This window comes from Parasphingopyxis sp. CP4 (assembly GCF_013378055.1).
Taxonomy (GTDB): Bacteria; Pseudomonadota; Alphaproteobacteria; order Sphingomonadales; family Sphingomonadaceae; genus Parasphingopyxis.
Window position 1 is genome coordinate 1,109,750 of sequence record NZ_CP051130.1, and the last position, 13,306, is coordinate 1,123,055.

The 13,306-nt window shown below is 57.6% G+C and carries 9 protein-coding genes; 2 read left to right on the top strand and 7 right to left on the bottom strand.

Translation table 11 applies throughout. The features are described from left to right. Positions 1 to 2 precede the first annotated feature (2 nt). The 6 genes from HFP51_RS05325 to proS all read right to left on the bottom strand — a co-directional run bounded on the left by HFP51_RS05325 (position 3) and on the right by proS (position 9,131). Positions 3 to 1,601 (bottom strand): long-chain fatty acid--CoA ligase, encoded by a 1,599-nt coding sequence (locus HFP51_RS05325; RefSeq protein ID WP_176874706.1) that lies wholly within the window; start codon positions 1,599 to 1,601, stop codon positions 3 to 5. A 90-nt stretch (positions 1,602 to 1,691) separates the two neighbouring features. Next, a complete protein-coding gene (gene dnaE, locus HFP51_RS05330) occupies positions 1,692 to 5,222 on the bottom strand; it encodes a DNA polymerase III subunit alpha (protein WP_176874707.1) in 3,531 nt (1,176 codons plus the stop codon). 66 nt (positions 5,223 to 5,288) lie between these two features. Then, positions 5,289 to 5,765, bottom strand: coding sequence for a glutathione peroxidase (locus HFP51_RS05335; protein WP_176874708.1), 477 nt, complete (start codon positions 5,763 to 5,765; stop codon positions 5,289 to 5,291). Continuing rightward, entirely contained in the window at positions 5,765 to 6,448 is a 684-nt protein-coding gene (locus tag HFP51_RS05340) for an ABC transporter ATP-binding protein (protein ID WP_176874709.1), read from the bottom strand. The genes HFP51_RS05335 and HFP51_RS05340 overlap by 1 nt, the downstream gene beginning before the upstream one ends. After that, entirely contained in the window at positions 6,441 to 7,691 is a 1,251-nt protein-coding gene (locus HFP51_RS05345) for a lipoprotein-releasing ABC transporter permease subunit (RefSeq protein ID WP_176874710.1), read from the bottom strand. Before HFP51_RS05345 ends, HFP51_RS05340 begins: the two co-directional genes overlap by 8 nt. A 117-nt stretch (positions 7,692 to 7,808) precedes the next feature. Further along, positions 7,809 to 9,131 carry a proline--tRNA ligase gene (gene proS, locus HFP51_RS05350; RefSeq protein WP_176874711.1) on the bottom strand — a complete coding sequence of 441 codons (1,323 nt, stop codon included), beginning with the start codon at positions 9,129 to 9,131 and terminating at the stop codon, positions 7,809 to 7,811. A gap of 491 nt (positions 9,132 to 9,622) precedes the next feature. Between proS and HFP51_RS05355 the strand changes: the two genes are divergently transcribed. Beyond that, positions 9,623 to 11,134 (top strand): MFS transporter, encoded by a 1,512-nt coding sequence (locus tag HFP51_RS05355; protein ID WP_176874712.1) that lies wholly within the window; start codon positions 9,623 to 9,625, stop codon positions 11,132 to 11,134. A 32-nt stretch (positions 11,135 to 11,166) separates the two neighbouring features. Next, positions 11,167 to 12,204: a glutathione S-transferase N-terminal domain-containing protein gene (locus tag HFP51_RS05360; protein ID WP_176874713.1), complete on the top strand. Its 1,038-nt coding sequence runs from the start codon at positions 11,167 to 11,169 to the stop codon at positions 12,202 to 12,204. Between the two features lie 7 nt (positions 12,205 to 12,211). Here the strand turns inward: HFP51_RS05360 and HFP51_RS05365 are convergent, their stop codons facing one another. Further along, positions 12,212 to 13,291, bottom strand: coding sequence for a DUF2855 family protein (locus HFP51_RS05365; protein WP_176874714.1), 1,080 nt, complete (start codon positions 13,289 to 13,291; stop codon positions 12,212 to 12,214). Positions 13,292 to 13,306: the final 15 nt, after the last annotated feature.

Sequence of the window (13,306 nt, forward strand, 5' to 3'; positions counted from 1 at the left end):
GTCTAACTACCCGCCAGCTTATAATCCTTATATTCATCCCGCAGCGCGCGTTTCAGGATCTTGCCGGTCGCCGTATGCGGCAACTCATCGACGAATTTCACTTCGTCCGGCAGCCACCATTTCGCTACGCGATCCTCGAGGAACGCGGTTACATCATCGGCGCTCAGCTCGGCGCCCTCTTTCTTGACGATCAAGAGCAGCGGTCGCTCGTCCCATTTGGGGTGATAGACACCAACGGCGGCGGCTTCGGCAACACCCGGACAGCCAACTGCTTCATTTTCCAGTTCGATCGAGCTGATCCATTCACCGCCGGATTTGATGACATCCTTGGCGCGGTCAGTAATCTGCATGACGCCGTCTGGATGGATCACCGACACGTCACCCGTGTCGAACCAGTTATCCTCGGTCACACAGGTGCCACTTTCATCCTGGAAATATTGATCCAGGACCCAGGGGCCGCGCACAAGAAGCCGCCCGGAAGATTCGCCGTCACGCGGCAGATCATTGTCGTCGTCATCCACTACCTTGATATCGACACCAAAGGGTGTGCGGCCTTGTTTCGCAACAATATCAACCTGCTCATCGAAGCTGAGCTCGTCCCAATTTGGCGGCCGCATGCCGATGGTTCCGATTGGCGAGGTTTCTGTCATGCCCCAGGCATGGAGCACATAGACACCGGCTTTCATGAAGCGCTCGATCATCGCGCGCGGACAGGCGGAACCGCCGATCACCACCATTTCAAGCTTGCCATAGTCTACGGTCGTCGCATCCATATGCGCGAACATGGCCAGCCATACTGTCGGGACGCCGGCCGAATGGGTCACGCCCTCCTGCAGCATCAGATCATGCAAGACGCCGCCATCATTGGTGGCGGAGAAGACCATCTTCGATCCGGTCACCGCGCAGGCGAATGGCAGGCCCCAGGCATTGGCGTGAAACATCGGCACGATCGGCATCAAGACCGTGCTTTGCGAAAGATTCATTGCATCCGGTTGGCCTTCAGTGATTGCGTGAAGGACGTTTGAGCGATGTTCGTAAAGCACGCCCTTGGGATTGCCGGTGGTACCGCTGGTGTAGCACAGGCCGCATGGTTCGCGTTCATCGCCTTCGACCCACTCGAAATTGCCATCCTCGGCATCGGCAAGGTCGCGGAAGGTCGGATAGTCGCCCGATCCGTCGAACAGCACATAATGCTCAACCGTAGTGAGTTGATCCTTGATCCCTTCAACCAACGGCTCAAAGGCCTTGTCAAACAGCAGCACCCGGTCTTCGGCATGGTTGATGATGTACACCAGCTGCTCGGTGAACAGCCGCGGATTGACCGTATGCACGACGCCGCCAATCCCGCTGATCCCGTACCAGGCCGCCAGGTGATGGCCATGGTTCATTGCCAAAGTGGCAATCCGATCGCCTTTGACCATGCCGAGTTTCTGAAGAGCCTGTGAAAATTTGCGGGCGTCTTCGGCAATGCCCGCCCAATTCGATCGGGTCGTCGTACCATCGGCCCAGCGCGTTACGATTTCGCGCGATCCGTGTTCGCGTTCCGCATGGTCTATTATCCGACTGATGCGCAATGGCGCGTCCTGCATTCCTCCGAGCATGGTTATCCTCTCAATGATTTGATTTTTGCCGGTCACTTTACCGGCGCGCGGGCAATCGTCCAGCCCCAATGGCCCAGCACGCGCGTTTTATCAGGAGACGAGCGCGAGCTTTGGCGGCTCTTCGGCGATCGGTCCCGCGTCAGCCGATAACCGGGCTTCGATCACCGCAGGTAGTTGGCCGATAGCATCAGCCCGTTCCGGATCGAGCTGGAAATTGCGGCCGAGCACAACACGCGCTGAACCGCCATCGCCGATTGCGGCCTCCAGAACCACGGTCCCGCGACCATCGCCATTCTCGCCAAGCAGTTCGGCCAAGGTTTCAAGTGCAGCAGGTTCTGCAACCTTCACCGTCAGCATCATGCGTTTGCTGTTGGCCAGCGCATCGAAAGGTTGGAACTGGCGCACCGTAACGCGTGGCATCTCTTCACCCGGCTGCCAGTCGAGCTCGACATGGAGCAGGCCACAGCTGCTGTTTTCCGCAGCATCTTCCAAGGCGAGGCGGGGGCCTTCATCAAAGGCGCTCGCAAAAAACTGACCGGATGAATCCGACAGTGTCGCGGTGACAAAGGGATTCCCGCGCCGCGAGGTTCGCTTGCGGACATTTTCGGCCATGCCCGCCATCACCGCGCCGACGCGCCCACCTGCCGCAGGAGCCGGCATGTCGCAGAGCTCGCCATAGCTTTGCGCGCCAAAGGCATCGGCAAGATGCCTGTAATTATCGACCGGATGGCCGGAGAAATAGAAGCCAAACGCTTCCTTTTCCTGCGCCATGCGTTCGGCGAGCGGCCAATGCATGTTTTCCGCCAGTCGAATATGCGCGATGTCTGCCTCGCCGCCATCGGCAAACAGCCCGCCCTGTCCTGTCTCGCGCGCATCAGCCGCGCTCGATGCGATCGCCAGGATCGTCTCGCAAGCGGCAAAGACGGCGGGCCGGTTGTCTTCCAATCCGTCAAAGGCTCCAGCGCCGGCCAGGCTTTCCAGCTGGCGCTTGTTGAGGAGATGCGGGTCGACGCGCGCTGCAAAATCATCGAGGGTCTCGAACTGCCCTTCCGTATCGCGCTCGACGACGAGCTGTTCCATCGCCTTCTGGCCTACGCCCTTGAGCGCCGCCAACGCATAGCGGACGGCATGTCCCGCGCCGTCTTCTTCGACCGAGAACAATGCCTCGCTCGCATTCACGCAAGGTGGCAGACATTTGATCTTCTCACCGCTATTCGCGTCTGGCGTCCGGCGGATATCCTCAAGGAAGATACCCAGCTTGTCGGTATTACCCATGTCGTAACACATGGATGCGGCAAAGAATTCATGCGGATAATGGGTTTTGAGCCAAGCTGTCTGATAGGCGATCAGGGCATAGGCCGCAGCATGGCTCTTGTTGAATCCATAGCCAGCAAATTTGGCGATCAAATCGAACAGCTCATTGGCCTTGGCCGCGTCCGTCCCATTTTCTCCACAACCCTGCACAAAGCGTTCGCGCTGAGCGTCCATTTCCGCCTGGATCTTCTTGCCCATGGCGCGGCGCAACAGATCGGCATCACCGAGCGAGTATCCCGCCAGCGATTTCGCCGCCTCCATCACCTGTTCCTGATAGACGAAGATCCCGTAGGTTTCCTTGAGGATCGGCTCGAGCTCGGGATGCGGATATTCGATCGGTTCGAGCCCGTTCTTGCGGGCACCGAACATCGGAATATTGTCCATCGGACCCGGCCGATAGAGCGAGACGAGCGCGATGATATCTTCAAAACAGGTTGGCTTCACCGCAGCCAGCGTGCGCCGCATGCCTTCGGATTCCAGCTGGAACACACCAACAGTATTGCCACTTTGGAGCAGCTCATAGACTTGCTCATCATCCCAACCGAGCCGATCCAGATCGACCGTAATCCCGCGCTTGGCGAGCAGCTGCACGGCCTTCTTCAGGACCGACAGCGTCTTCAGTCCAAGAAAATCGAATTTGACCAGACCCGCCTTCTCAACATTCTTCATATCGAACTGGGTGACCGGGATATCGGAGCGCGGATCGCGATAGAGCGGCACGAGTTGGTCAAGCCGCCGATCACCGATCACCACGCCGGCGGCATGAGTGGAGCTGTGCCGCGGTAACCCTTCAAGCTTCATCGCCAGATCGACGAGCTTCTTCACATCGGCATCGGTTTTATATTCGGTCTCGAACTCGGCGACGCCGTTGAGTGCCCGTTCGAGAGTCCAGGGATCGGTCGGATGGTTCGGTACCATCTTGGTCAGCCGATCGACCTGGCCGTACGGCATCTGCAGGACGCGCCCGACATCGCGCAGCACGGCGCGCGATTTCATTGTTCCAAAGGTGATGATCTGGGCGACCTGATCGCGGCCATATTTCTGCTGGACGTAACGGATCACTTCGCCACGCCGCGTTTCGCAGAAATCGATGTCAAAGTCAGGCATCGATACGCGTTCGGGATTAAGGAAACGCTCGAACAGCAGCCCCAGCTGAAGCGGATCGAGATCCGTGATCGTCAGCCCCCAGGCGACCACCGAGCCTGCCCCGGATCCCCGGCCCGGCCCGACAGGTATCCCCTCACCCTTTGCCCATTTGATGAAATCAGCAACGATCAGGAAATAGCCCGGAAAGCCCATCTCGATAATGATATCAAGCTCATAGGTCAGGCGTTCGAGATAAGGTTGGCGAATTTCGTCGGTCAGCTTGTCGCCATGGATCGCAACCAGGCGCTCCTCAAGTCCGGCGCGCGCATCTTCGCGGAGCTGCGCGGATTCCCCTTCCAGGTCCCCGGCAACGCTCGGCAAGATCGGATCGCGCTGCGGCGCAGCAAAGGCGCAGCGTTGTGCAATGACGACCGTGTTGGCGAGCGCTTCGGGCAAATCCTGAAACCGATCTTCCATTGCATCTTGCGGGACGAGCCAGCCTTCTTCCGGGCTCTGGCGGCGATCATCGCTTTCGACATAATTGCTGTCAGCAATGCAGAGCATCGCGTCGTGTGCGCTGTGGAAGTCCTCGCGCTGGAAGAAAGCCGGGTTGGTCGCAACCAACGGCAAGTCACGCGCATAGGCAAGATCGATCAACGCGTCCTCGCTGGCCATTTCGATCGGATCGCCACGGCGGCTGATTTCAACATAGAGCCGATCCGGAAACAGCGCGACCAGCTGGTCTGCATAGTCTTGGGCGGCCTCATCCTGTTCCGCCTCGAACAAGCGCGCGAGCGCCCCTTCGCTTCCGCCGGTCAAAGCGATTACACCGTCGGTGCGCCCTTGCAGCGCAGCGAACGGCACATGCGGCGCTTCTTCGAGCGGACGATCCAGATGCGCTTCGGATACGAGCGCGCAGAGATTTTCATACCCCGTCTCATCCTGAGCCAGCAGAGGCAGCCAATCGATGATCGGGTCCTCTCCCTCGGCGCGATCGGGTCTGGAGACCGCAAGCAAGGTCCCGATTATTGGCTGCACGCCCTTTCCAAAGGCCGCGGCGCAAAAGGGCATGGCCGCATAGAGACCATTGCGATCGACCAGGGCAGCCGCAGGGAAACCAAGTTCGCGAGCGCGCGCGGCAATTTCGTCCGGCTGGATCGCGCCTTCCAACATTGTGTAGGCGGAAAAAATTCGCAGAGGGACAAAGGATGCGGCGGCCATGGGTCTTACTATGCGATCACACCGTGATTCGCGAAACGTGAACAAAAGAGGCCCGGTGGATAGGCGCTAGTCGAGCAGCGCGGCGATATCCCGTTCAATCTGGTACGGCTTGGTGGTCGGCGCATAACGCTGAACGACTTCGCCATTGGCATCGACCAGAAACTTCGTGAAATTCCATTTGATGCTATCACCCATCAGACCGCGCTTCTGGGCACGCAGATGTTCGAACAGCGGATCGGCATCCGCGCCATTCACATCAACTTTTGCGAAGAGCGGGAATGTCACGTCATAGGTCAGCGTGCAGAAATTCTGGATCTCTTCCGCATCGCCGGGTTCCTGCGCCCCGAATTGATTGCACGGAAAGGCCAGAATCTCGAAACCGCGATCCTTATATTTCCGATACAATTCTTCGAGCCCGGCATATTGCGGCGTGAAACCGCATTTTGACGCGACATTGACGATCAGCACCGTCTTGCCTGCGTAATCGGCAAGCTTTTGTTCCGCTCCATCGGGTAGCGCAACGGCATAATCATGCACGCTCATTATTCGTCCTTTTCCAGATGGCCTTCATGGAGACGATAGACCTGATCGGTCTTTTTCGCGAGCCTTTGATTATGAGTTGCGATCAGCGCCGCACTGCCCTCCTCGCGGACCAGAGCCAGAAATTCTCCAAGCACCAGATCAGCAGTGGTTTCGTCCAGATTGCCGGTCGGTTCATCGGCCAGAACCAGCGACGGGCGATTTGCCAGCGCCCGGCCAACCGCAACACGCTGCTGTTCGCCACCGGAAAGTTGTGAAGGACGATGCTCCAAACGATGGCCCAAGCCAAGCCGATCAAGCAGTGACGCCGCGCGATCTTCTGCTTCCGTCGGCGAGGCACCGTAGATGAGCTGCGGGATCACCACATTCTCCAGCGCCGAGAAATCGGGGAGGAGATGATGGAACTGATAAACAAAGCCGAGATGATCGCGGCGCAATCGGGTGCGCGCATCATTTTCGAGATTACCTGCATTCTCGCCATCTATGGATATCGAGCCGCTAAAGCCGCCCTCCAATAAGCCGACAGCTTGCAGCATTGTCGATTTGCCGGACCCTGACGGGCCGAGCAATGCAACAATCTGGCCCTGGTTGATCGAAATATCGATGCCGCGCAGGACTTCGATCTTCACGCCACCCTGCTCAAAGCTCCGAGCCAGGTTACGGACTTCAAGAACGGCCTCACTCATAGCGCAACACCTGGACGGGATCAGTGCTTGCTGCCTTGAATGCCGGATAGAGGGTGAAGACAAACGCCGATCCCAGGGCGAGACCAACGATTGCCAATATTTCGAACGGATCCGTGCGCGCTGGCAGTTCCGTGATAAACCGAACCGAAGGATCCCAGAGATTTTGCCCCGTCACGGTCTGTATGAAATTGACCACATTCTGCCGGAAATGAAGCAGCAAGAAACCGAGCCCAAGCCCGGCCAGCGTGCCAAGAGTGCTGGTTGTCATGCCGATCGTCAGGAAAATCTTCATCATCGATCGGCGCGACGCACCCATCGTCCGCAGAATCGCAATGTCACGCTTCTTGGCCCGGACCAGCATGATCAGGGAGGACAGGATATTGAATACCGCAACCAGGATGATCAGCGACAGGACCCAGAACATCACAACTCGCTCGATCGCCAGCGCGTCGAAAAGTTGCGTGTTCATCTCACGCCAATCGGTCAATATTCCTTCGGTCGCATAATTCGCCGCTATAGGCTCGAGGATCTCAGCCACATTATCAGGATCGGTCGTATCGAATTCGATCATCCCGACCGCACCATCGAGCATGAGTAGCGTTTGCGCATCTTCCATCGGCATCAGCACGAACGCTTTGTCGAAATCATAGACGCCAACTTCGAAAATCGCCGCCACATTGTACGATACAATTCGCGGCACTGTGCCAAATGGTGTGGATCGGCCTTGCGGAGATATCAGGCTAATCTGCCCGCCGGTAACCGCTCCCAAGGCAGTTGCCAGACGCGATCCGATGGCGACCGAATTGCTCCCGGGCTGGAGGCGCGACATGTCTCCTGCAATGATATTGGAATTGATAAGCTCATTCGATCGAATGTCTTCGATCTGCATACCGCGAGCCAGCACGCCTTCGACGCGGCCATCATAGCTCGCCATCAGCGGCTGTTCGATCAGCGGGGTCGCAGACACAACCCCTTCCACCTGCCGGCTCTCTTCGAGAATTTCTTCCCAACTGGGCAGGCGCCCGCCATAACCCTGCATCACTGCGTGACCGTTCAGTCCCACAATCTTGTCGAACAGATCGGCGCGAAACCCGTTCATCACGCTCATGACAACGACCAGCGCCATGACGCCAAGCATCACCGCAACAAAGCTGATCGAGGCTACGACAAAAATGAACCGCTCGCCTTTGCCGGGCAGCAGATAGCGTTTGGCAATCATCCGCTCATGGCGGCTAAGCAGCATTTGCCCATTCCTTCTTGCGGTCATTGCGAGGAGCAAGGCGACGAAGCAATCCAGAGCTGCAGGCGATGTCGCACGCGGCTCTGGATTGCTTCGCTATGCTCGCAATGACACTCTGAGTCATTTCGCCAATTTCTCCAAAGCAGCGTCCGGAGCCACTTCTATACGCTCTCCGGTTGAACGTTGCTTTAACTCGACAACGCCGTTTTTCAGTCCGCGCGGACCGACAACCAGCTGCCAAGGCAATCCGATCACGTCCATTGTAGCGAATTTGGCGCCGCCGCGCTCGTCGCGATCATCGTAGAGTACTTCAACACCGGCGGCCTGCAGTTTGGCATAGAGATCATCGGCCGCCGCCACACAGGCATCGTCATCGGCGCGCATATTGATCAGGCCCACCTGGTACGGCGCGACAGCTTCGGGCCAGATAATGCCATTATCATCATGGCTCGCCTCGATGATCGCGCCAGCCAGCCGCGAGACGCCGACACCATAGCTGCCCATCACCGGGGTCACCATCGACCCGTCATTGCCGGAGACTTTGAGGCCCATGGCCTTTGAGTATTTGTCACCGAAGAAGAAGATATGGCCAACTTCGACGCCGCGCGATTTGAGCAGGTCATCGCCCATTTCCGCTTCGCGCTCTTCGTCGCGTTTTTCATCCGTCGCGGCATATTCGGCCGTCATGGAATCTACGAAGCCCTGCAGCGCTCCGGTATCTTCGACATCGACGCCATAGTCATCCGCCGAACGCGCTTCTTCCCAGCTCTTGTGGAAGAAGACTTCACTTTCACCGGAGGGTGCAAGGATGATGAACTCATGACTGAGATCGCCGCCAATCGGACCAGTGTCTGCCTGCATCGGAATGGCGCGCAGCCCCATCCGCGCGAAGGTACGCAGATAGGCAACGAACTGCTTGTTATAGCTAATCCGCCCGCCAGCCTCATCAAGATCGAAGCTATACGCATCCTTCATCAGGAATTCGCGGCCGCGCATCACACCGAAGCGCGGGCGGATCTCATCACGGAATTTCCATTGAATATGGTAGAGCATCTTCGGCAGGTCGCGATAACTACGCGCGCCATCCTTGAAGATCGAGGTGATCATCTCTTCATTGGTCGGTCCATAGAGCAGGTCGCGGCCATGCCGGTCTTCGATTCGCAGCATCTCGGGGCCATAGGCATCATATCGACCGCTCTCGCGCCACAGATCGGCGGACTGGAGCGTCGGCATCAGCATTTCGGCCGCACCGATCCGATCCTGTTCTTCGCGGACAATCTGTTCGATCTTCTTCAGGACGCGGAGGCCAAGCGGCAACCAGGCATAAATCCCCGACGAGGTCTGGCGCACCAGTCCTGCGCGCAACATCAGCTTGTGGCTAATGATCTCGGCATCGCTGGGCGTTTCTTTGGTAACGGGCAGAAAATAGCGGGATAGTCGCATGTTAAGGGGTCCGATAAAGGGCCATTGAAAGATCGAGTCTCTAGGCGGGCCACGTGCCAGCCGCAAGCACCAACCCTGTTGCGCTATCGTCACAGGGCTAAACTTATTTCTGCCATAATCCGCCTAACCGCATGACAAGCAAGGCCGAGATGGCCTAGCAGCTGTTGTCAGAAGATCACGCGCCTTATGGCCGTGGTTCAGGGAGGCCTCCTCGCTGCACACCTTGAGGGGAAGGATCGTGCGCGAATTCGGGGGCTGACAAAAGGGGGCGAACTTAAGTTCGTCACGCTAGTGCCCGGGTCTAACGGCCCGGGCACTTTCGTGTCTGGAGCAGATTCTTCTCACAATGGGCGCGGTAGGTCGCGCGTCGACCCTCGCGTTTCGATGCGCCCGGATCCCCTTCTCCCGTCCGCATTGCCTCGAAAAGATGCAATTGCCAGCCTCCGATCAAGCCCCCATAAGCAAAGAAAAAGCCTTGAGGGGTTGCCTGTATGAAAGAACCGCCCGCGTCGGAGCAATTGGCCGTCGAACGAGAGATCCTGCAAACCGCGCCAGGCGGAGGCGGGTCGGCCAAGATCCCAACGCGCACAAAGCTGGCTTATGGCTTTGGGTCTGTCGCCTATGGCGTCAAAGATGGCGGTCTCAAATATTTCCTGCTGTTATTCTATGGCCAGGTTATCGGCGTGGATCAGCTGCTGGTCGGCGCGGCGATCTTGCTTGCGCTGGTTTCCGATGCCTTTAGCGATCCGATCGTCGGCTACTGGTCCGACAATCTCCGATCGCGCTGGGGTCGCCGCCATCCCTTCATGTACGTCGCTGCCGTCCCGATTTCGGTCAGCTATTACTTCATCTGGAACCCGCCGCTCGGATGGAGCGACCAGGCGATGTTCTGGTATATTGCGATCCTCGCGATCATTATCCGGACCTTCATCACCTTTTTCGAAACACCGAATACCGCGCTCGCACCCGAACTTACCGATGATTATGACGAACGCAGTTCGCTGCTGAGCTTCCGCTATTATTTCGGCTGGACCGGCGGCAATGCGATGACGGTCATCAATTTCGCGATGATCTTCCCGGCTTTCGCGACGCTGGCGATACCCAATGGGCAGTTCAATCCGGAAGCCTATTCCTTTTATGGGCTGATCGCGTCAATCCTCATCTTCACCGCGATCATGGTGTCATCAATCGGCACCCATTCGCGCATTCCCCATTTGAAATCACCGCCGCCCAAGCGCGACATGACGCTGAAAAAGATCTTCAGCGAAATCTTTGAAACCCTTTCGAGCCGTTCTTTTGTTGCGCTTTTCTGCGCCGCGCTGGTTGCCTTTACCGCGAGTGGGCTAGCCGCCGGGCTCGCCTTTTACTTCGGCACATATTTCTGGGGGTTCGGCCCGGAGCAATTGGGCGCAATCACCTTCGGCGTCTTCATCTCAGCCATCATCGGCGCGGTGCTAGCCCCGATCGTGACCCGCAAGCTGGGGAAGAAGCGGGGTGCCATCATTGTCGGCCTGATCGCCTTTATCGGATCGCCGATGCCGATCTTCCTGCGCCTGCTCGGCGTGCTGCCGGAAAATGGCGATCCGTTCATTTTCTGGTTCTATCTGATCGCCAATACGATCGATGTCGGTCTGATCATCTGTTACCAGATCCTCGCTGCATCGATGATTGCAGATCTCGTTGAACAATCGGAAGTCAAAACCGGCCGCCGGTCCGAAGGATTGTTCTTCGCGGCATCCACCTTCATGCGTAAATGGGGTGAAGGTTTTGGCATTGTCGTCGCAACGGTCGTTCTGTCCGCAGTCGGATTGGCCGCAGGCGCCGCCCAAGGCGAAGTGCCCGATGATACCCTATGGCGGCTTGGCGCTGTTTATGTCCCGGTCATCTTGTCGCTTTGGATGATCATGATTTTCTTTATCTCGCGCTACGAACTTGATCGTGCGGGCCATGAGGATAATCTTCGCAAGCTCGCAGAACGGCGCGACACTGCTGCGGCAGAGTAAGCGCTCGCGCGCACTGCAAGAGGAGGTTTGCGATGGCTGTTGCTGACACGAATGATCGTATCGAATTGTTGGGCGCGCCAGGCTCGCCCTATACCCGCAAGATGCTCGCTTATCTGCGGTATCGCCATATTCCTTACGGGATGCGCTGGGGCGGTCAGCTGAACGCGCCAGATAATTTTCCGAAACCCAAAGTCCAGCTGATGCCGACTTTCTTCTTCAAGGATGCCGATGGTGAGCTGGAAGCGGTCGTCGATTCCACGCCGATCATCCGTCGACTTGAATCAGACTATGATGGCCGATCTGCACTCCCTGACGATCCGGTCATGGGGTTCGTGAACTATCTGATCGAAGACTATGCCGATGAATGGCTGACCAAGGCGATGTTTCATTATCGCTGGGCGTATCAAGCCGATATCGACAATGCCGGGCCGCTCCTCGTCTACTGGGCCAATCCAACACTGGCCCAGGACCAGGCCGAGCAGATGGCAGCGATGTTCTCACAACGCCAGATCGATCGCCTCTATGTCGTCGGATCCAACGCAGTCACCGGAGAAACCATCGAATCCAGCTATGTGCGCTTGCTCGATATCCTCGACACGCTGATCACCGACCAAGGCTATGTGCTCGGCACCCGCCCCTCTTCCGCAGATTTTGCGCTCTATGGCCAGCTGACTCAGCTGGCTCTGGTCGATCCGACGCCGGCGGGGATCATGAACAGCGAAAAGCAGCGCGTGCGCGCCTGGGTTGACCGGGTCGACGATCTGTCGGGCGTCGACATCGACAATGGTTGGCTCACTGTCGACGATGCGCAGACCGTGCTTAACCCGTTGCTATCAGAGATTGGTCGGGTCTATGCGCCCGTCCTCCTCGCTAACGCCAAGGCCGTGATGGCGGGTGAAGGCAGTTTCGAAGCGCAGGTCGATGGACGCGCCTGGTCACAACCCAGCTTTCCTTACCAGGCCAAATGCCTGCAGTGGATCAATGAGGCCTTCGGTGCGATGTCAGCCGAAGATCAAGCGCGCGCGCGGACGATTCTTGACGGCACTGGCTGTGAAACACTGCTCCTTTGAGGAGCGGCTAGAGCGAGAGGATGAAACCGTCGCGCGGACTGGCCTTGCCGGGAAGCAGCACGCCATAGGTCTTGGCAACCGCATCGCTTCCTGAGCTTTCGATCACGTCGATCCAGCCCTTGGCTTCGCCAATGAATCCGCCCCAGGCCTTGCCGACTTCCATGCCAAAGCCTTCCGGTCCCAGCTCTTCCGTCATCGCGACCACGTGATCCGGCGCAAAAAACAGGATCGGCGCCGGACCGGCAATATCTTCGGTCATGCCGCGCGCGTCCCAATGGGTCGCGCCGACCAGGCAGCTATACTTTAAATGGTCCGCAAAGTGATTGTGAATCGCCGCCAGCGCTTTTCCGTTGCCTGCGAAATCGACAACTACCGATGCTTTGGCGCCGTCAAGTTCTCCGATCGCATCGTATGACACGACTTTATCATAGAGGCCCAAGCCCTCGACAAATGCGATGTTGCCAGCACTGGTCAGCCCAATCCGCTCGATCTCGGGACTGCGCGCTTTCGCGACCTGTGCCAATGCCATCCCGGTCTTCGATGATGCACTCGTCATGATCAGTGACTGTGCGCCATGATAATCATGCCGACGCATAAAGGCTTCGATCAGGAACGACGTCATGAACAGCGGTTCAAACAGCGCGCGATGCGCTTCCAGCTCCGGATTATGCGCCGGGTCTGCGGCAAGCCGGCGATAGTTATTATAAACCGGATTCATCGGCTGACGATGGGCTGCCATGTCGGAGAAAGTTCCGGTCGCAACCTTGCCTGGCTCAACCACCAGATGCGACGACATGGGCAGATAGCCATAGACCCTTTCGCCCGCCGAGAAATCCGGATGGCGGGATTCAGCCACGGTCGCAAATCCCCATACCGGGATGCGTCCCCAGCCCTCTTCGGCCGGGAAGAAATTCCAATAGGCCATCTGTTCGCCAACAACTGCATAGGTGATGTTGTTCGCAGTCAGCGCAAATTTCTCAATAGCCAGAAGAACTTGGCCTTCTGATAGATCGCCAAGATCGGTTTCAACGGTGCGGGTTTCTCCAAGGTCAGATTTGCTGACCTGAAAATCGGTGCTGATTGTCATGGATATTCCTTGTTT

Bases quoted from the DNA above. Each gene is read 5' to 3' on its own strand.
- HFP51_RS05325 (WP_176874706.1), bottom strand. From the start codon at position 1,601: ATGCTCGGAGGAATGCAGGACGCGCCATTGCGCATCAGTCGGATAATA.
- dnaE (WP_176874707.1), bottom strand. From the start codon at position 5,222: ATGGCCGCCGCATCCTTTGTCCCTCTGCGAATTTTTTCCGCCTACACA.
- HFP51_RS05335 (WP_176874708.1), bottom strand. From the start codon at position 5,765: ATGAGCGTGCATGATTATGCCGTTGCGCTACCCGATGGAGCGGAACAA.
- HFP51_RS05340 (WP_176874709.1), bottom strand. From the start codon at position 6,448: ATGAGTGAGGCCGTTCTTGAAGTCCGTAACCTGGCTCGGAGCTTTGAG.
- HFP51_RS05345 (WP_176874710.1), bottom strand. From the start codon at position 7,691: ATGCTGCTTAGCCGCCATGAGCGGATGATTGCCAAACGCTATCTGCTG.
- proS (WP_176874711.1), bottom strand. From the start codon at position 9,131: ATGCGACTATCCCGCTATTTTCTGCCCGTTACCAAAGAAACGCCCAGC.
- HFP51_RS05355 (WP_176874712.1), top strand. From the start codon at position 9,623: ATGAAAGAACCGCCCGCGTCGGAGCAATTGGCCGTCGAACGAGAGATC.
- HFP51_RS05360 (WP_176874713.1), top strand. From the start codon at position 11,167: ATGGCTGTTGCTGACACGAATGATCGTATCGAATTGTTGGGCGCGCCA.
- HFP51_RS05365 (WP_176874714.1), bottom strand. From the start codon at position 13,291: ATGACAATCAGCACCGATTTTCAGGTCAGCAAATCTGACCTTGGAGAA.